This window comes from Halomonas sp. ND22Bw, from assembly GCF_003011945.1.
In the GTDB taxonomy this organism is placed as follows: domain Bacteria; phylum Pseudomonadota; class Gammaproteobacteria; order Pseudomonadales; family Halomonadaceae; genus Halomonas; species Halomonas halophila.
The window spans coordinates 37,771-56,089 of record NZ_PXWD01000007.1 but is presented as its reverse complement, the minus strand read 5'-3'; the positions used below and the strand labels follow the sequence as shown (position 1 = coordinate 56,089).

Here is an 18,319-nt window from a genome sequence, read left to right as displayed (position 1 = left end):
TTCGCCGCCCGGAGAACCGATGCGAGTCCTGGTCCACACCGATGCCGCCGAGGCCTGGCGCGACGCCCTGGCCGAGCGCCTGCCCGACGCCGAGATCCTCACCAGCGCCGCCCCCGCCGACGAGCGCCGCCGCGCCGACTATCTGGCGGCCTGGAAGCCCTCCGCCGAGCTGCTCGACGAGCTCACCTCGCTCAAGGGCATCGTCAACCTCGGCGCCGGGGTCGATGCGCTGCTGGGCAACCCCGCCCTGCCCCGGGGCGTGCCCATCGTCAAGCTGCGCGACGCCGGCATGGCCGGTCCCATCGCCGACTACGCGCGCTACGGCTTGCTGCACTTCCAGCGCGACTTCGACCGCTATCGTCGCCAGCAGGCCCGCGCCGAGTGGCGCGAGTGCCCGCCGGTCGACAAGGCCGACTGGCCGGTGGGCGTGCTGGGGCTCGGTGCCATCGGCGCCCGGGTGGCGCAGTCACTGGCCGACGACGGCTTCCCGGCGCACGGCTGGAGCCGCTCGCCCAAGACGCTGCCCGGCGTGCGCTGCCATCACGGCGACGACGGCCTGCGCGAGCTGCTGCCCGAGGTGAAGAGCCTGGTGCTGCTGCTGCCCGATACGCCGGCGACCCGCGGCATCATCGACGCCGAGGCCCTGGCCGCCCTGCCCGAAGGCGCCAGCCTGATCAACCCGGGGCGCGGCAGCCTGATCGACGAGGCCGCGCTGCTCGCCGCGCTGGGCGACGGCGAGGCCGAAGGCCGGCTGCGCGGCGCGCTGCTCGACGCCTTCCCCGAAGAGCCACTGCCGGCATCGAGCCCACTGTGGTCGCATCCGCGGGTACTGGTCACCCCGCACATGGCCGGCCCCACGCCGCTCGGCGAGGCGCTCGACCAGGTGGCCGAGGCGCTGCGCGCCATGGATGCCGGCGAGGACGTCGAGACCATCGACCCCGACGCCGGCTACTAGGGTTCTCCAGGTTCGCGAGCCCCTACACGAACGCCGGCTCAGGGCATACGCTGAAGGAGACGTCACCGACCCCGAAGGAGGATCCGATGCCGCATGCCCAGCTGGACTACGGCCCCGCGGACGCGCTGCTGGTGGTGGACATGCAGAACGACTTCTGCGAGGGCGGCCCCCTGGCCGTCGCCGGCGGCAACGCCCTGGTGCCGGGCATCAACGCCGAGATCGCCGCCGCCCGGGCCGGCGGTGCGCTGATCGTCGCCTCGCGGGACTGGCACCCCATCGACCACGTCAGCTTCGACCACCGCGGCGGCCCCTGGCCGGTGCACTGCGTCCAGGACACGCCGGGCGCGGCCTTCCACCCCGACCTCGACCTCGACGCCGATACGCTTCGCGTCAGCAAGGCCACCGCCTTCGACGCCGACGCCTATTCGGCCTTCGACGCCACCGGCCTGGCCGGCTACCTGCGCGAGCGCGGCGTCACCCGGGTGGTCGTCTGCGGCCTGGCGCTGGACGTCTGCGTGCGGGCCACGGTGCTCGACGCCCGCCGGCACGGCTTCGAGACCCTGCTGCTCGAATCGCTGAGCGCGGCGGTGGCCCCGGACGCCGTGGCCGACTGCCGGGCCGCCTTCGCCGAAGCCGGCGCCAGGGTCATGCCGTGAGGGACACGAGCATGGACCATATCGCCCCGCTGAGCGTCGACGAAGACGAGCTGGCACTGCTGACCGACCTCTACCAGCTGACCATGACCCAGGCCTACTGGAAGGAGGCCATGACGGCGCCGGCCACCTTCAGCCTGTTCTTCCGCCGGCTGCCCCCGGAGCGGCGCTTCATGCTCGCCTGCGGCCAGCAACATGCCGCCGAACGCGTCAGCCGGCTGCGCTTCACCGACCGCGCGCTCCGGCGGCTGGCCGAGGTCGATCATCTGGAACCGGCCTTCCTCGACTGGCTGGCCGACTGGCGCTTCGAGGGCGATATCTGGACGCTACCCGAGGGCACGCCGGTGTTCGCCAACGAGCCGCTGCTGGAGGTCGACGCGCCCATCGCCCAGGCCCAGCTGCTGGAAAGCCTGATCATGAATCTGGTGCAGCTCGAGACCGTGCTGGCCTCCAAGGCGGTGCGCATGGTGATGGCCGCCCGGGGCCGGCCGGTGGTGGACTTCGGCCTGCGCCGCATGCACGGCGTGGACGCGGCGGTACGCGGGGTGCGCGCCTATCGCGCGGCGGGGCTTGCCGGTACCAGCAACGTGCTGGGCGGGCTGCGCCACGGCCTGGCGCTGAACGGCACCATGGCCCACAGCTACGTGCTGGCCCACGACAGCGAGCGCGAGGCCTTCCGCGCCTTCGCTCGCCACTACCCCGGCACCACCCTGCTGGTGGACACCCACGACACCCTCGAGGGCGTGAAGACGGTGATCGCGCTGATGCGCGAGGAGGCCGGGCTCGAGATCGGTGCCATCCGGCTGGACTCCGGCGACCTGGGCGAGCTGGCCCGCGGCGCCCGGGCGCTGCTGGATGCGGCCGGCCATACGGACGTGAAGATCGTCGCCAGCAGCGGCCTCGACGAGCACGCCATCGAGGCGCTGATCGCCGACGGCGCGCCGATCGATGCCTTCGGCGTCGGCACCCGGATGGGCGTGGCCGCCGACGCCCCGGTCATCGACCTTTCCTACAAGCTGGTGGAATACGCCGGGCAACCGAAGGTCAAGCGCTCCCCCGGCAAGATCAACCTGCCCGGGCGCAAGCAGGTCTACCGCCGCCACGATGCTCACGGCGGCTTCAGCGGCGACGTCATCGCCGGCCGCGACGAGCACGTGGACGAAGCGACGTCGCTGCTGCATCCCTGCGTGGTGCGGGGCGAGACCGTGCCGGAGGCCATGGCGTCGGCCGACGCCGCCCGGGAACGGGTCACCCGGGACCTCGAACGCCTGCCGGCCGCGCTGCGTGTCCTGGCCCCCGGCGATGGCGACTATCCGGTCACGCTGTCCGAGCACCTCGCCCGCCGCGCCGGCGAGGCGCCCTGACCTCTGCTCTTGCAGCAGCGTTCCCCTTACAGCAGCTCGTGGAAGCGTGCCAGCCAGGCCGGATGCGCCGGCCAGGCCGGGGCGGTCACCAGCTTGCCGCTGACGATGGCCTCGTCCATGCCGATCTCGGCGTAGTCGCCGCCGGCCAGGTGCACCTCCGGGGCGCAGGCGGGATAGGCCGAGACCCGATAGTCGGCCAGCGACACCGCGGCGGCCAGCAGCTGGGCGCCGTGGCAGATGGCGGCCACCGGCTTGTCGGTGTCGAAGAAGTGGCGTACCAGCTCCAGCACCCGCTCGTCCAGGCGCAGATACTCCGGCGCCCGGCCGCCGGGGATCACCAGCGCGTCGTAGTCGCCGGGGGCGACCTCGGCGAAGGTGGCGTTGAGGGTGAAGTTGTGCCCCGGCTTCTCGGTGTAGGTCTGGTCGCCCTCGAAGTCGTGGATGGCGGTGCGGATGCTGTCGCCCTCGCGCTTCTCGGGACACACCGCATCCACCTGGTGACCCATGGCCTGCAGGGCCTGGAACGGCACCATGATCTCGTAGTCCTCGACGAAGTCGCCGGCGATAAGCAGCAGTCTGGCCATGACAACACCTCCTGTGAAAGACGAAAATGGGAGCCTGCCCCGCCAGCCTAACCGCTCACCGATGACTCGGCCATGTCAGAGATATAGCCATCGAGATAGCCAGCGAAAGAGCCGTCGAGCATGCCCGGCGAGCATGGCGGCAGGGAACCCGGCGGCCGCCGCGCCCTCTCAATCGAGTCACCCCGATGCTTTTTCCCGCGAGGAATTCCCGATGACGCTTCGCCTGCCGCGCCGCGCCTGGCTGCTGGGCCTGGCCCTGTTGATCACGGCCCTGCCGAGCCTGGCCGCCACCGCGCCCCAGCCCTTCGACGCCCGCTACCACCTGGAGGTCTCGGGCTGGCCAGACGTCGATATCGAACATCAGCTGTCGCAGGAGGCCGGCCACTGGCACAGCGAGATGCGCGCCAGCCTGCCCGGGGCCAGCGGCCACGAATGGGGCCGCTTCCGGCTCGACGATGAGCGGGTGCGCTCGCTGCACTACGCCGCCGGCTACTCGCTGCTGGGCATCCGCCGCTCCTATTCGCTGCGAGACGCCGATCTCGCCCCCCTGCCCGACCGCCAGAGCGCTCTGGTCGCGCTGGCCCGGCGCGTCATCGACGAGACCGACGGCGGCGAGGCCCGGCTGCGCTATCGCGACCATCGCGGCCGCGAGGAACGGCTCGACTACCGGGTGCTGGACCGCGATCCCGTGACGCTGCCGGCCGGGCGCTTCGCGGCAGTGCGGGTGGCGCTGGCCGAACCCGACGAGGACGACCGCCGCATGGAGATCACCTTCGACGCCGATCGCCCGGGCCTGTTGCTGGGCATGGCCTACTACCGCGACGGCGAGCGCAAGAGCCGCCTCTCCCTGACCCGACTCGACGACGACTGACGCCGCTGCCGCGGCACCGACAAGCTGCTAGAGTGGTCGGTTTTGGCCGTCGCCGACGGCCCGAACGGCCCCATGGCCTGAACCGAAAGGAATCGGAAAAGGAACTCTCGCATGCTCACCGGACTGCTGATCGTCCTGCTACCGCTGATCCTGGGCTATCTGGTCCGGGTGCGCCACGATGCTGTCATGGCGGCGATCAATCGCGGCGTCAACGTCGCCATCTACGCTATCCTGCTGCTGATGGGGGTGAGCCTGGCCGGGCTCGACGACCTCGGTAGCCAGCTCTCCGGCATGGGCGGCCAGGCGCTCGCGCTGCTGGCCATCACCTCGGCCTTCAACCTCGCCGCCCTGGGCTGGCTGTCGCGTCGACTGCACCTGACCGTGGACCCGAGCCATGCGGTGGACGGCGCGCCCACCAGCAAGCTGGCCGCCATGGCCGGCTCGTTGGCGCTGGTCGGCGTGGTGTTCGCCGGCATCGTGCTGGGCCTTCTGATCCATGCCTTGTTCGCCGGCAACGAGGCGCCCTTCGCCTGGGCCGAGCGCCTGTCGGAATGGGTGCTCTACGCCCTGCTGGCGCTGATCGGCTGCCAGCTCAGGAATTCCGGCATGCCGCTCAGGCAGATACTGCTCAACCGCCACGGGCTGGCCATTGCCGTGACCCTGGCGGCGAGTTCGCTGATCGGCGGGCTGGTCGCCGCCCCGCTGCTCGACCTGCGCTGGAACGAGGGCCTGGCCATGGCCGCCGGCTTCGGCTGGTACTCGCTGTCCGGGATCCTGATCGGCGATGAGCTCGGGCCGCTGCTTGGCGGCGTGGCCTTCTTCAACGACCTGGGCCGCGAGCTGCTGGCCTTCGTGCTGATTCCGCTGGTGATCGGCCGCCACCCGGCGCTGGCCATCGGCTACGGTGGCGCCACCTCCATGGACTTCACCCTGCCGGTGATCCAGCAGCATGGCGGCGTGAGGTGCGTGCCGGTGGCCGTGGTCTCCGGCTTTATCCTCTCACTGCTCTCGCCGCCGCTGATCCTGTTCCTGCTGACGCTGTAACGCCAGGTGTCGGGTGTCGGGTACCGGCGACGGTGGCCTCGGGCGTCATCCTCTCGCTGCGCTCTCTACCTTTCCCGCCGCCGATCCTGTTTCTGCTGACGCTGTAGGCCCCAACGAAAATGCCCGCGACCTCGGTCGCGGGCAAGCATCGAAACAGCACTCGGCCAGCGGTTCGCGTCAGAACCAGACCTCGCTCTGCACCCCGAAGGCCCACTCGTCGCCGGTGAAGCCGCCGCTGCCGAGGGCGTCATCCGCGGAATAGTCGTTGAGCTCCTCGTCCCAGTCGCTCCAGGAGGCGAACAGGCGAATCTCCGGACGCTGCCAGAAGCCGCCCACCTCGGGCTTGAAGGTCGGGGCAATGGTGAACTTGGTATAGCTCCCCTCGGCCGCGTTGTTGCCCCCATACCCCTCCGGGGAGAGGTCCATCCACTGATAGCTGCCCTCGTACTGCATCTCGAAGTTCTCGGTCAGCTCGTTGGCCAGGCGCACGTTGAACGTCGCCCAGTCATACCGGTCACCCTCGACATAGCGATCCTCGCTGGTCTCGGCCAGGATGGCAGGCGCCACGCGCCAGCGGGGCGCCAGATAGGTGGTGCCGTACAGCGCGAGGCGGGTCGCGGTGGCATCCTCGCTCAGGTTGCCATTGGAACCGAGGCTCTTGGTTTCGGCGCCGAGTCCCTGGCCATGCAGCACTGCCGCCTTGAAGCTGCCGTCACTCAGGCCGAAGAAGTCATCGCCATGGTAGGCCACCATGGTATGGAGGCCGTCATCCGCCGCATCGACATTGCCTTCGGTCAGCCGCTCTTCGTTGTCGGTGGCGCTCATGCCGCTGATCATCCACTGCCAGTCACCGACGTAGTTGTTGGAGGTCAGGATCAGGTTGTCGGTGCTGCCGGTGTCGTCTGCCGGATTCATGCTGTCGACCGGGAAATCGGTGAAGCTGCGTCCGTAGAGGGACAGGTTGGATGTCCAGTTGTCGGCCAGCTGCATGTCATAGATGCCGCCACCGGTGCCGGCCAGGAAGATGACGTCGCTGTCGAGCCAGTGGATATCGAAGTTGTCGCGGTCGAAGCGCTTGCCGGCCCAGATGGAGGCATTCTCGAAGGCACCGGTGAAGCTCGGCAGGTCGCTGAACTCGGCGTAGACCTGGCGCACGTTGAGACTGGACTCGTCGGACGTCCAGTCATTACTGGTCTGCACCCCGTCGGCGATCATGGTCCGGTAATGCGCCTTGGCGCCGTTGTCGAAGCGCATCTTGTAGTTGAGCACGGCCTCGGCATAGGTATCCGGCTCGTTGCCCAGGCGCCCCACGGCGCCCCCCTGTGCGCCCGCTGGCGACAGATAGGGGCCACCCTCGGCGCTCTTGCCGTCATCGCCGATCAGCAGCCCCGAGCGGGCGTAGGCGTTGAAGGAGAAGCCCTCCTCGCCGCTGGCCTGGCGCTCCACGGCGGCCAGCCGGGTCTCCAGCTCCTCGTCGGACAGCTGCTCGGCCATCTCCTGCTCGGCCTCGTCGGCGCGTCGCTCGGCGGCCGCGGCACGCTGTTCGGCGGCGACGATGCGTTGCTCCAGCTCGGCCAGGCGAGCCTCGAGGTCGCTCGAGGCCTGGGCACTGGCCAGTCCGCTGGCGCTCAGGGCGGCGGCGGCAACGGCCATGACGAGCGGTGACTTGCGCGGGCGTTGGGTCGGAATTGTCATCGTGATCAATGCCTTTGTTGTTGTCGCGTGAGATCTCGATCGCGTCCGGCGAACCGACGCCCTGCCCAGCCGTTGAGCGATGCCGGGCAGCTCCGGGCATCCGGACTTAATCGTTTAAGACAGTAGTTGGAATGTAACGCGAAAAACACACGACTTATGTCTAAAACCCGGCGAGAGACATCAAAAAGTAGTAAATAAACAAGTTTTAACGTCGAAGGTCGCCATTTTCACGACCAAAGTCTAGGTTGCACCGCCGTCTTCGCATCGCTTAACTGAGCGCAGAACTTAATCGATTAAGACACGTCCTGGCAGGCCAGGCTTCCATGCGCCATCGCCGTGCCGGAACGCGACAACAACAAGTGACGAGGATACGCCATGCAACGCAAGTTCCTGATCGCCTCTGGACTCACCCTGCTGGGCACGGCAGGCGCCGCTCCGGCCCTGTCGGCCGAGCTGACCATTTCCTGCGGCGCGGTCGGCGCCGAACTCACGCTCTGCGAGCAGGGCGTCGAGGCCTGGGAGAACGAGACCGGCCACGACGTGGAAATCGTCTCCACGCCCAACTCCTCCACCGAGCGGCTGTCGCTCTATCAGCAGATCCTGTCGGCGCGTTCCGGCGATATCGACGTGCTGCAGATCGACGTGGTCTGGCCGGGCCTGCTGGCCAACCACCTGATCGATCTCGAGGAGACGCTCGGCGAGGATGCCGCCGAGGGCCACTTCGAGACCATCGTCGCCAACAACACCGTCGACGACCGGCTGGTGGCGATGCCCTGGTTCACCGATGCCGGCGTGCTCTACTACCGCAAGGATCTGCTCGAAAAGCACGGCGTCGCGCCGCCCGAGACCTGGCAGCAGCTGACCGACATCGCCGTCGAGATCCAGGCCGCCGAACGCGAGGCGGGCAACGACAAGCTATGGGGCTACGTCTTCCAGGGCCGCGCCTACGAGGGGCTGACCTGTAACGCCCTGGAGTGGGTGGCGAGCCACGGCGGCGGCACCCTCGTCGATGCCGACGGCGAGATCACCATCGACAACGAGAATGCCGCCACGGCGCTGGACCTGGCCGCGAGCTGGATCGGCGAGATCACCCCGCGGGGCGCCCTGAACTACACCGAGGAGGAGGCCCGCGGCATCTTCCAGTCGGGCAACGCCGTGTTCATGCGCAACTGGCCCTATGCCTGGTCGCTGGCCCAGAGCGAGGACAGCGAGGTGGCCGGCAAGGTCGGCGTGGTCAAGCTGCCCCACGGGCCGAATGGAGAGAGCGCGGCCACGCTGGGCGGGTGGAACCTCGCGGTGTCGAAGTACAGCGAGAATCCCGAGCTCGCCGCCGACCTGGTGGCCTACCTGACCGGCGAGGCCGAACAGAAGCGGCGCGCCATCGAGGCGGCCTACAATCCGACGCTCACCTCGCTCTACGCCGACGAGGAAGTCCTCGAGGCCGTGCCCTTCTTCGGCACCCTCTACGACACCTTCACCAACGCCGTGGCCCGACCCTCCGCCGTCACCGGCGACAACTACGGCCGTGTCAGCAACGCCTTCTTCAACGCCGCACACGGCGTGCTCACCGACGAGCAGGACGGCGCCGATGCCGTCGCCGAGCTGGACAGCGAGCTGTCACGCATCAAGCGTCGTCGCTGGTAACCGGAGGTCGACATGTCCACTTCTGCAACCGACAGCGCCCCCCGCGAGGGGCGCACGGCCAAGGCGGGTTATCGGGGCACCAAGGTCCGCCGCCAGCGGGTCCGCGCCGCCTGGACCTATCTGACCCCGATGCTGGTCGCCCTGGCGATGGTCGCCGGCTGGCCGCTGCTGCGTACCTTCTACCTGAGCCTCACCGACGCCTCGCTGTCGGACACCGCCGGCGCGGCCTTCATCGGCTTCGAGAACTATCTGGTCTATGACGACGGCGCCTGGTACGGCCTGCTCACCGACCCGGTGTGGTGGAACGCGGTGTGGAACACCGTCTACTTCAGCGTGGTATCGGTCTCGCTGGAAGTGGTGTTCGGCATCATCGTCGCCCTGCTGCTCAACGCCGAGTTCAAGGGCCGCATGCTGGTGCGGGCCGCGGTGCTGATCCCCTGGGCCATTCCCACCATCGTCTCGGCCAAGATGTGGGCCTGGATGCTCAACGACCAGTTCGGGATCATCAACCACCTGCTGATGGCCCTGGGCCTGATCGATGCGCCCCTGGCCTGGACCGCCGATGCCGACCTCTCCATGTGGGCGGTGATCATGGTCGATGTGTGGAAGACCATTCCCTTTGTCGCCCTGCTGGTGCTGGCCGCCCTGCAGATGCTACCCAAGGACTGCTTCGAGGCCGCCGAGGTCGACGGTATCCATCCGGTCAAGGTGTTCTTCCGCGTCACCCTGCCGCTGATCACCCCGGCACTGCTGGTGGCGGTGATCTTCCGCCTGCTCGATGCCCTGCGCGTGTTCGACGTGATCTACGTGCTGACCTCCAACTCCACCAGCACCATGACCATGTCGATCTATGCCCGTCAGCAGCTGGTCGAGTTCCAGGACGTGGGCTATGGCAGCGCCGCCTCGACGATGCTGTTCCTGATCATCGCCCTGGCCGTGGTCGTCTACCTCTACCTGGGCCGCCGTCAACTGGGAGTCGACCAATGAACCAGTATCAGCTGTTGAAACTCGCCAAGCGCGTCGGCCTCTACGCCCTGATCGCCGTGGTGATGGTCTACGCCATCTTCCCCTTCTACTACGCCGTGATCACCTCGCTGAAGCCCTCGAGCGAGCTGTTCCGGGTCGATTTCTGGCTGTCGTCGGTGGACGTCAGCAACTACGTGCAGATCTTCACCCAGAAGAGCTTCGTGCGCGCCATCTTCAATTCCATCCTCATCTCGGTGTCGGTGGTGGTCATCGCCCTGCTGCTGGGGATCACCGCCTCCTACGCCCTGGGCCGGGTGCGCTTCCGCGGCCGCGCCACGGTGATGCTGACCATCCTCGGGGTGTCGATGTTCCCCCAGGTGGCGGTGCTCTCCGGCCTGTTCGAGGTGATCCGCGCGTTGAACCTCTACAACAACCCGGGCGGCCTGATCCTGAGCTACACCATCTTCACCCTGCCCTTCACCGTCTGGGTGCTGACCACTTTCATGCGCCAGCTGCCCATGGAGCTGGAGGAGGCCGCGATCATGGACGGCGCCACCCCCTGGGTGACCATCACCAAGGTATTCCTGCCGCTGATGTGGCCCGCCATGGCGACCACCGGACTGCTGGCCTTCATCGCCGCCTGGAACGAGTTCCTGTTCGCCCTGACCTTCACCCTCACCGACGACCAGCGCACCGTGCCGGTGGCGATTGCCCTGATCTCCGGCGGCAGCCAGCACGAGCTGCCCTGGGGCCCGATCATGGCCGCCTCGGTCACCGTCACCGTGCCGCTGGTCATCCTGGTGATGATCTTCCAACGCCGCATCGTTTCCGGCCTCACCGCCGGCGCCGTCAAGGGATAGGCCTCATGTCATCAAGGACCCCGATCATGCAAGACAACCTGAGCTGGTGGCGCGGCGGCGTCATCTACCAGATCTACCCGCGCAGCTTCATGGACGCCAACGGCGACGGCATCGGCGACCTGGCCGGCATCACCGAGAAGCTCGACTACGTGGCGAGCCTGGGCGTCGATGGCATCTGGCTGTCGCCCTTTTTCACCTCGCCGATGGCCGACTTCGGCTACGACGTCAGCGACTACCGCGATGTCGACCCGATGTTCGGCACCCTGGACGACTTCAAGGCCCTGCTGGCCCGTGCCCATGCCCTGGGCCTGAAGGTGATGATCGACCAGGTGATCAGCCATGCCTCGGATCAGCATCCCTGGTTCCGGGAGAGCCGCCAGGACCGCACCAACCCCAGGGCCGACTGGTTCGTGTGGGCCGACCCCAGACCCGACGGCACGCCGCCCAACAACTGGCTGTCGATCTTCGGCGGCTCGGCCTGGACCTTCGACTCCCGGCGCCGCCAGTACTACCTGCACAATTTCCTGGCAAGCCAGCCGGACCTGAACTTCCATCACCCGGAGGTCAGGAAGGCCCAGCTGGACAACCTGCGCTTCTGGCTGGAACTCGGCGTCGACGGCTTCCGCCTGGACACCGTCAACTTCTACTTCCATGACACCGAGCTGCGCGACAACCCGCCGCTGCCGGCGGGCGCGGCCAAGACCCTGGGCGCCCCGGACAGCAATCCCTACACCTGGCAGCGCCACGTCTATGACCTGAGCCGCCCGGAGAACCTCGACTTCCTGCGCGAGCTGCGCGCGCTGATGGACGAGTTCCCCGGCACCACCACGGTGGGCGAGATCGGCGATGACAACCCCCTCGAGCGCATGGCCGAGTACACCGCCGGCGGCGACAAGCTGCACATGGCCTACGGCTTCGACCTGCTCAACGACCCGCACTCGCCGGCCTATATCCGCGAAGTGATCGAACGCTTCCAGCGTCTGGCCGGAGACGCCTGGCCATGCTGGGCGCTGTCCAACCACGACGTGGTGAGAAGCGCGACGCGCTGGGGCGCCGACGAGGACCCGCTGGCCTATCCCAAGGTGGCGCTGGCGATGGTGCTGTCGCTGCGCGGCAGCGTCTGCCTCTACCAGGGCGAGGAGCTGGGACTGCCCGAGGCCGAGGTGCCCTTCGAACGCATCCAGGATCCCTACGGCAAGGTGCTGTGGCCGGAATTCAAGGGCCGCGACGGCTGCCGCACGCCGATGCCCTGGACCGATGCGCCGCGGGCCGGCTTCACCGCCGAGGCCGTGGAGCCGTGGCTGCCGGTCGACGCCCGCCATCTGCCGCTGGCCGTAGCGCGCCAGCAGGATGACGCCGCCTCGGTGCTCAATGCCACCCGACGGCTACTGGCGTTCCGCCGCGAACACCCGGCGCTGGTCGACGGCGACCTCGAACTGGTCGACGTCGGCGAGGACCTGCTCGGTTTCCTCCGCAAGAAGGGCGAGGAGACGCTGCTGTGCGTCTTCAACCTGGACGACGAGACGCAGAGCACGACGCTGCCGATGGCCGGCCCCCTGCTCGACGGTCATGGTTTCACCGCCGAGCTGGACGGCGCGACGCTGACCCTGCCGCCCTACCAGGCCGCCTTTCTCCAGCTCGACCGTTAACACTACACAACAACGCCGGCCCCGGGGCCGGCGAGGAGTCGCCAGATGGCAAGCGTGACCCTGGAAAAGCTCAACAAGATCTTTGGCCACACCCCTATCATCAAGGACGTCGACCTCGAGATCGGCGACGGCGAGTTCGTGGTCTTCGTCGGCCCCTCGGGCTGCGGCAAGTCCACCCTGCTGCGGCTGATCGCCGGTCTCGAATCGATCACCGACGGCGAGCTCAGGATCGCCGGCGACGTGGTCAACGACCTGCCGCCCCGCGAACGCGGCGTGGGCATGGTGTTCCAGTCCTACGCCCTCTACCCGCACATGACGGTGTACGAGAACATGGCCTTCGGTCTCAAGCTGGCCAAGACCGACAAGGAAACCGTCGAGCAGCGAGTGATGGCCACCGCCCGCATCCTGCAGCTCGAGGAGCTGCTAGACCGCAAGCCCAAGGCGCTGTCCGGCGGCCAGCGCCAGCGCGTGGCCATGGGCCGCGCCATGGCCAGGGAGCCGCGCATCCTGCTGTTCGACGAGCCGCTGTCCAACCTCGACGCCTCGCTGCGCGTGCAGATGCGCAACGAGATCGCCCGCCTGCACCACCGCCTGGGCTCGACCATGGTCTACGTCACCCACGACCAGGTCGAGGCCATGACCCTGGCCGACAAGATCGTGGTGCTGCGCGACGGCCGCGTCGAGCAGGTCGGTAGCCCCCAGACGCTCTATCAGCAACCGGCCACCAAGTTCGTGGCCGGCTTCATCGGCTCGCCGACCATGAACTTCATGCCGGCGGAACTGCTCGGCAGCGATGGCGACGGCTGCAAGGTCCAGGCCCCGGGCCTCGGCGAGCTGGCCCTGCCCCAGGACGCTGGCAGCGCCGCCCAAGGCACCGGTCTGACCCTCGGCGTACGCCCCGAGCACCTGCACCTGACCGAAGCGGAGGGCGACAACGCCTTCGAGATCGTCAACGTCGAGTACCTGGGCAACGAGGTCTACGTCTACCTCGAGCCCAAGGCCGGGGACACCCTGCTGATCCATCGCAGCGAGGCGCCGAGCCGCTGGGACGTCGGCCAACGGGTGGCACTGGCTCCCGAACTCCAGCACGTGCACCTGTTCGATGCCGATGACAGGGCACTGGCGCTTGCCGGCCAGCGTCGCGCCGCCTGAATCGACACCCGCCTTCCCCTTTCTCTTCCCCCTGTGACGGGAGCTCCGCTCCCGTCCATGGAGACGCGCATGCCGTTATTTCCCGATCAGGACGTCTCGCGACACGACTGGTGGCGCGGCGCGGTCATCTACCAGATCTATCCGCGCAGCTTCCTGGATACCGATGGCGACGGCATCGGCGACCTGCAGGGCGTGATCGACCGACTCGATTACATCGCCTCGCTGGGCGTCGATGCCATCTGGCTGTCCCCCTTCTTCACCTCGCCGATGAAGGACTTCGGCTACGACGTCAGCGACTATCGCGGCGTCGATCCGATGTTCGGCACCCTCGAGGACTTCGACCGCCTGGTCGCGGCGGCCCATGAGCGAGGCCTCAGGGTCACCATCGACCAGGTGCTCTCCCACAGCTCCGACCAGCACCCCTGGTTCCAGGAGAGCCGACAGAGCCGCGACAACCCCAGGGCCGACTGGTACGTCTGGGCCGACCCGAAGCCCGACGGCGCCCCGCCCACCAACTGGCAGGCCATCTTCGGCGGCTCCGCCTGGCAATGGGATACACGGCGCTGCCAGTACTACCTGCACAACTTCCTCGCCGAGCAGCCGGACCTCAACTTCCGCAACCCGGAAGTCGTGGAGGCCATCCTCGGCGAGGTGCGCTTCTGGCTCGAGCGCGGCGTCGACGGCTTCCGCCTGGATGCCATCAACTTCTGCACCCACGGCGAGCTGAAGGACAACCCGCCGCGGGAGGAGATCGCCGAGGGCTTCATCGGCGTGCGCCCCGATAACCCCTACGGCTATCAGCGACACCTCCACGACAAGACCCAGCCGGAGAATCTGATCTTTCTGCAACGGCTGCGCGCGCTGCTCGACGAGTATCCCGGCACCACCAGCGTCGGCGAAGTCGGCGACGACGACGCGCTGGGCGTGATGGCCGACTACACCCGGGGCGGCAGTCGTCTGCACATGTGCTACTCCTTCAACCTGCTCACCGACAGGGCCGCCCCCGAGGACCTGCTGGCGCCGCTGACCGAGATGGAAGCGCGCATCGGCGACGGCTGGCCCTGCTGGGCACTGGGCAATCACGACGTCACCCGGCTGGCCACCCGCTGGCGCGCCGAGGGCGATACGGCCAGGCTGCGCCTCTATCTCGCCTTCCTGCTCACCCAGCGCGGCAGCGTCTGCCTCTACCAGGGCGAGGAGCTGGGCCTTCCCGAGGCCGAGCTCACCTTCGAGCAGCTGGTCGACCCCGCCGGCATCACCTTCTGGCCCAGCTACAAGGGGCGTGACGGCTGCCGCACGCCCCTGCCCTGGCGCGCGGACGCACCCCATGGCGGTTTCTCCACCGCCTCGCCCTGGCTGCCGCTGCCGGACGCCCACCGTCCCTTGGCCGTGGATCGGCAGGAGGACGACCCGGACTCGCTGCTCCATGCCACTCGTGCGCTGCTGGCCTTTCGCCGTCGGCAGCCCGCGCTGGTCAAGGGCGAGATCCGCTATCACCCGCTGCACGACGATGTCATCTGCCTGGAGCGGGAGCATCGGGGCGAGCGCCTGCTGGTAGCGCTGAACTTCGCCGACGAGACCCGCGCGCTCGATGCTCCGCGAGAGGCCCGCCCCCTCGACGATGCGCCGTCGCCGATCAACGGCACCTGGCAGGATGGCCGACTGACGCTCCCTCCCTGCGGCATCGCCATCGCCCGATGCCCGGACGACGCCCGCTGGGTTCCCGCTCCCTGAATCTCGGCGCCGGGAGGCACGGCCTCCCGGCCAGGCACACACGACAACGACAAGATGAGGCCTCCCATGAAGACTTCGAAACATTCCCACGCCGCGCATCGTCAGCTGCTCGCCGGTCTGCTGCTCGGCGGCTCGGCGCTGGCCGCCTCGCCGGCGCTCGCCACCGAGATCGCCATTGCCTGCGGCTCCGGCGACGCCGCCGACTACTGCCCGGCCGCGGCCCAGCTCTGGGCCGAGAAGACCGGCAACAGCGTCAAGGTCGTGTCCACGCCCAATGGCACCACGGAGAAGCTGTCGCTGTATCAGCAGCTGCTGGGCAGCGAGTCCAGCGACGTCGACGTGCTGATGGTGGACATCGTCTGGCCGGGCATGCTGGGCAACCACCTGGCCGATCTCTCGGACTACCTGCCCGAGGGCGCCACCGACGGCTTCTTTCCGGCACTGGTCGAGAACAACACCGTCGATGGCCGGCTGGTCGCCCTGCCCTGGTACACCGACGCCGGACTGCTCTACTACCGCAAGGACCTGCTCGAGAAATACGACAGGGAGGTGCCGACAACCTGGCAGCAGCTGACCGAGACGGCCCGGTTCATCCAGGCCGCCGAACGGGAAGCGGGAAACGACGACTTCTGGGGCTACGCCTTCCAGGGACGCGCCTACGAAGGCCTGACCTGTAACGCCCTCGAGTGGGTCGCCAGCCATGGCGGCGGCACCCTGGTCGATGGCTCGGGTGAGGTCACCATCGACAATCCGCGCGCCGCCGCCGCCCTGGACATGGCCGCCTCATGGATCGGCACCATCGCCCCGGACGGCGCCCTGAACCACACCGAGGAAGAGACGCGCGGCATCTTCCAGTCCGGCAACGCGCTGTTCCTGCGCAACTGGCCCTATGTCTGGTCGCTGGCCAACGGCGAGGGCAGCGAGGTGGCCGATCAGATCGGCATGGCGCCGCTGCCACACGGCCCGGAGGGCGAACCCGCCGCGACCCTCGGCGGCTGGAACTTCGCCGTGTCGCGCTATTCCGAGCATCCCGGACTGGCCGCCGATCTGGCCGCCTTCATCACCTCGCCCGCACAACAGAAGGCTCACGCCCTGGAAAAGGGCATGAACCCCACCCGTGAAGCGCTCTACCAGGACGAGGAAGTGCTGGCCAAGAACCCCTCCATGAGCGATCTCTACGAGACCCTCGCCAACGGCGTGCCGCGTCCGGCCACCGTCACCGGCGATGCCTACGCCCGGGTCTCCAACGCCTTCTTCAATCACACCCACCAGGTGCTCTCCGGCGAGCTGGACGGGGCCGGCGCGGTCCAGCAGCTGGGCCGCGAGCTCGAGCGTCTCGGCCGGCGCGGCTGGTAGGCCCATTCCTGCCGCCCGGCCAAGACGCACCGGCCGGGCGGCCACTCCCTGACAGCGAAAGGACTCCCTGCATGACGCTTTCCCAACGACGCCGGGATAGCCGGCACGACTGGTGGCGCGGCGCCACGATCTATCAGATCTACCCGCGCAGCTTCATGGACGCCAACGGCGACGGCATCGGTGATCTGCCCGGCATCACCTCGCGGCTCGAGCATGTGGCGAGCCTCGGCGTCGACGCCATCTGGCTGTCGCCCTTCTTCACCTCGCCGATGGACGATTTCGGCTATGACGTCGCCGACTATCGCGACGTCGACCCGATGTTCGGCACGCTCGGCGACTTCCGCACGCTGATCGATCGCGCCCACGAACTCGGGCTGCGGGTGATCATCGACCAGGTGCTGTCGCACAGCTCCGACCGGCACGCCTGGTTCCAGGAGAGCCGCCGGGACCGCACCAATCCTAGGGCCGACTGGTACGTCTGGGCCGACCCCGAGCCCGATGGCAATCCGCCCAACAACTGGATGGCGGCCTTCAGCGGTCGCGCCTGGACCTTCGATGCCCGGCGCCGGCAGTACTACCTGCACAACTTCCTGCCCAGCCAGCCGGACCTCAATTTCCACCACCCCGAGGTGCAGCAGGCGCAGCTCGACAACCTACGCTTCTGGCTGGAACTCGGCGTCGATGGCTTCCGCTTCGACGTGGTCAATTACTACTTCCACGATCGCGCCCTCACCGACAATCCGCCGATGCCTCTTGCGCAACGCCGGCCCGGCAACCCGCAGAGCTACCAGTGCCAGCGACACAACATCGAGCAGCCCGAGAATCTGGCGTTCCTCGAGCGTGTCCGTGCCCTGCTCGACGAATACCCGGGCTCGACCACCGTGGGCGAGATCGGCGGCAACGATCCGCTGCCGACCATGGCCGCCTACACCGCCGGCGAATCGCGCCTGCACATGGCCTATACCTTCGACCTGCTGGACAGCACCGGTGAGGCGCGCGAGCTCCACGACGTCCTGGCGCGCTTCGCCGAACTCGGCGACGACACCTGGCCCTGCTGGGCACTTTCCAACCACGACGTCCAGCGCAGCGCCAGCAGCTGGGGCCAGGAACGCGCCCTGCTGGCACTGACGGTGCTCTGTTCGCTACGCGGCAGCCTGTGCCTCTATCAGGGTGAGGAACTGGGCCTGCCCGAGGCCGAGCTGGCCTATGAGGACCTGCAGGACCCGTTCGGCATCAACCTGTGGCCGGAGGTCAAGGGCCGGGATGGCTGCCGCACCCCGATGGTCTGGAACGAGGCCGCCAACGGCGGCTTCTGTGACGCAGGCGCCGCTCCCTGGCTGCCGATCGAGTCGCGTCACCGGCCGCTGGCCGTGGCACGACAGGACAAGGACGCCGACAGCCTGCTGAACCGGGTCCGCCAGCTGCTCCGGCGGCGCGCCGACAGCGACCTCCTGCGTCAGGGCGACCAGCAGCTGATCGCTCCCGAGACCCTGCCTGACGAGGTCTTCGGCGTGATCCGCACTCGGGGCGACCAGCGCCTGCTGTGCTTGGCGCATCTCGGCCATGGCGATGCACCGGTCGAGATCGACCTCGAGGCGCTGGATGCCGGCCCCGAGGAGGGCCGCGCCCTCGACCTGCCCGGCATGCCGACTCCTGCGCTGGAGGAATGCAAGCTGAGCCTGAGACCGGGTACCGCCGCCTGGCTGGCCTGGGCCTGACGCCGTACGGCGCCGCTCACCATGCCGCCCGCGCCACGGCACGGGCGGGCATACTGCCGATGAAGCGGCCCTCG

Annotated in this window: 15 protein-coding genes; 13 read left to right on the top strand and 2 right to left on the bottom strand. The window is 68.3% G+C overall.

What is annotated here, in order from left to right; translation table 11 throughout:
- Positions 1 to 19 precede the first annotated feature (19 nt).
- The 3 genes from CVH10_RS10455 (at position 20) to CVH10_RS10445 (ending at position 2,972) form a co-directional block, all read left to right on the top strand.
- Positions 20 to 955: a glyoxylate/hydroxypyruvate reductase A gene (locus CVH10_RS10455; protein WP_106488636.1), complete on the top strand. Its 936-nt coding sequence runs from the start codon at positions 20 to 22 to the stop codon at positions 953 to 955.
- Positions 956 to 1,041: 86 nt separating this feature from the next.
- Positions 1,042 to 1,611, top strand: a complete 570-nt coding sequence (locus tag CVH10_RS10450; protein ID WP_106488635.1) for a nicotinamidase — start codon at positions 1,042 to 1,044, stop codon at positions 1,609 to 1,611.
- An 11-nt stretch (positions 1,612 to 1,622) separates the two neighbouring features.
- Entirely contained in the window at positions 1,623 to 2,972 is a 1,350-nt protein-coding gene (locus CVH10_RS10445; protein WP_106488634.1) for a nicotinate phosphoribosyltransferase, read from the top strand.
- Positions 2,973 to 2,998: 26 nt separating this feature from the next.
- Here the strand turns inward: CVH10_RS10445 and CVH10_RS10440 are convergent, their stop codons facing one another.
- A complete protein-coding gene (locus CVH10_RS10440) occupies positions 2,999 to 3,556 on the bottom strand; it encodes a DJ-1/PfpI family protein (protein ID WP_035594844.1) in 558 nt (185 codons plus the stop codon).
- Between the two features lie 211 nt (positions 3,557 to 3,767).
- Here CVH10_RS10440 and CVH10_RS10435 point away from each other — a divergent pair, with 211 nt between their 5' ends.
- Both CVH10_RS10435 and CVH10_RS10430 read left to right on the top strand, forming a co-directional pair.
- Positions 3,768 to 4,427 carry a hypothetical protein gene (locus CVH10_RS10435; protein WP_106488633.1) on the top strand — a complete coding sequence of 220 codons (660 nt, stop codon included), beginning with the start codon at positions 3,768 to 3,770 and terminating at the stop codon, positions 4,425 to 4,427.
- A gap of 111 nt (positions 4,428 to 4,538) precedes the next feature.
- A complete protein-coding gene (locus CVH10_RS10430; RefSeq protein ID WP_035594850.1) occupies positions 4,539 to 5,471 on the top strand; it encodes a lysine exporter LysO family protein in 933 nt (310 codons plus the stop codon).
- Positions 5,472 to 5,648: 177 nt separating this feature from the next.
- Here the strand turns inward: CVH10_RS10430 and CVH10_RS10425 are convergent, their stop codons facing one another.
- Entirely contained in the window at positions 5,649 to 7,166 is a 1,518-nt protein-coding gene (locus CVH10_RS10425) for a carbohydrate porin (protein WP_106488632.1), read from the bottom strand.
- 375 nt (positions 7,167 to 7,541) lie between these two features.
- On the opposite strand from CVH10_RS10425, the gene CVH10_RS10420 reads away from it, so the two are divergent.
- The 8 genes from CVH10_RS10420 (at position 7,542) to CVH10_RS10385 (ending at position 18,245) form a co-directional block, all read left to right on the top strand.
- Positions 7,542 to 8,810 (top strand): ABC transporter substrate-binding protein, encoded by a 1,269-nt coding sequence (locus tag CVH10_RS10420; RefSeq protein ID WP_106488631.1) that lies wholly within the window; start codon positions 7,542 to 7,544, stop codon positions 8,808 to 8,810.
- Between the two features lie 12 nt (positions 8,811 to 8,822).
- Entirely contained in the window at positions 8,823 to 9,797 is a 975-nt protein-coding gene (locus CVH10_RS10415; protein WP_106488630.1) for a carbohydrate ABC transporter permease, read from the top strand.
- On the top strand, positions 9,794 to 10,636 hold the full coding sequence (locus tag CVH10_RS10410; RefSeq protein WP_106488629.1) for a carbohydrate ABC transporter permease: 843 nt from the start codon (positions 9,794 to 9,796) through the stop codon (positions 10,634 to 10,636). The genes CVH10_RS10415 and CVH10_RS10410 overlap by 4 nt, the downstream gene beginning before the upstream one ends.
- Before the next feature lie 26 nt (positions 10,637 to 10,662).
- The gene (locus CVH10_RS10405) at positions 10,663 to 12,285 is read left to right on the top strand and encodes an alpha-glucosidase family protein (protein ID WP_106488628.1); all 1,623 of its coding nucleotides are present in this window, start codon (positions 10,663 to 10,665) and stop codon (positions 12,283 to 12,285) included.
- A 45-nt stretch (positions 12,286 to 12,330) separates the two neighbouring features.
- A complete protein-coding gene (locus CVH10_RS10400) occupies positions 12,331 to 13,437 on the top strand; it encodes an ABC transporter ATP-binding protein (RefSeq protein WP_106488627.1) in 1,107 nt (368 codons plus the stop codon).
- Between the two features lie 69 nt (positions 13,438 to 13,506).
- The gene (locus CVH10_RS10395) at positions 13,507 to 15,171 is read left to right on the top strand and encodes an alpha-amylase family glycosyl hydrolase (protein WP_106488626.1); all 1,665 of its coding nucleotides are present in this window, start codon (positions 13,507 to 13,509) and stop codon (positions 15,169 to 15,171) included.
- A 66-nt stretch (positions 15,172 to 15,237) separates the two neighbouring features.
- Positions 15,238 to 16,527: an ABC transporter substrate-binding protein gene (locus tag CVH10_RS10390; protein WP_035594872.1), complete on the top strand. Its 1,290-nt coding sequence runs from the start codon at positions 15,238 to 15,240 to the stop codon at positions 16,525 to 16,527.
- A gap of 71 nt (positions 16,528 to 16,598) precedes the next feature.
- Positions 16,599 to 18,245, top strand: coding sequence for an alpha-amylase family glycosyl hydrolase (locus CVH10_RS10385; protein ID WP_106488625.1), 1,647 nt, complete (start codon positions 16,599 to 16,601; stop codon positions 18,243 to 18,245).
- Positions 18,246 to 18,319 lie beyond the last annotated feature (74 nt).

Bases quoted from the DNA above. Each gene is read 5' to 3' on its own strand.
- CVH10_RS10420 (WP_106488631.1), top strand. From the start codon at position 7,542: ATGCAACGCAAGTTCCTGATCGCCTCTGGACTCACCCTGCTGGGCACG.
- CVH10_RS10435 (WP_106488633.1), top strand. From the start codon at position 3,768: ATGACGCTTCGCCTGCCGCGCCGCGCCTGGCTGCTGGGCCTGGCCCTG.
- CVH10_RS10415 (WP_106488630.1), top strand. From the start codon at position 8,823: ATGTCCACTTCTGCAACCGACAGCGCCCCCCGCGAGGGGCGCACGGCC.
- CVH10_RS10445 (WP_106488634.1), top strand. From the start codon at position 1,623: ATGGACCATATCGCCCCGCTGAGCGTCGACGAAGACGAGCTGGCACTG.
- CVH10_RS10430 (WP_035594850.1), top strand. From the start codon at position 4,539: ATGCTCACCGGACTGCTGATCGTCCTGCTACCGCTGATCCTGGGCTAT.
- CVH10_RS10410 (WP_106488629.1), top strand. From the start codon at position 9,794: ATGAACCAGTATCAGCTGTTGAAACTCGCCAAGCGCGTCGGCCTCTAC.
- CVH10_RS10450 (WP_106488635.1), top strand. From the start codon at position 1,042: ATGCCGCATGCCCAGCTGGACTACGGCCCCGCGGACGCGCTGCTGGTG.
- CVH10_RS10405 (WP_106488628.1), top strand. From the start codon at position 10,663: ATGCAAGACAACCTGAGCTGGTGGCGCGGCGGCGTCATCTACCAGATC.
- CVH10_RS10455 (WP_106488636.1), top strand. From the start codon at position 20: ATGCGAGTCCTGGTCCACACCGATGCCGCCGAGGCCTGGCGCGACGCC.
- CVH10_RS10425 (WP_106488632.1), bottom strand. From the start codon at position 7,166: ATGACAATTCCGACCCAACGCCCGCGCAAGTCACCGCTCGTCATGGCC.
- CVH10_RS10390 (WP_035594872.1), top strand. From the start codon at position 15,238: ATGAAGACTTCGAAACATTCCCACGCCGCGCATCGTCAGCTGCTCGCC.
- CVH10_RS10440 (WP_035594844.1), bottom strand. From the start codon at position 3,556: ATGGCCAGACTGCTGCTTATCGCCGGCGACTTCGTCGAGGACTACGAG.
- CVH10_RS10395 (WP_106488626.1), top strand. From the start codon at position 13,507: ATGCCGTTATTTCCCGATCAGGACGTCTCGCGACACGACTGGTGGCGC.
- CVH10_RS10385 (WP_106488625.1), top strand. From the start codon at position 16,599: ATGACGCTTTCCCAACGACGCCGGGATAGCCGGCACGACTGGTGGCGC.
- CVH10_RS10400 (WP_106488627.1), top strand. From the start codon at position 12,331: ATGGCAAGCGTGACCCTGGAAAAGCTCAACAAGATCTTTGGCCACACC.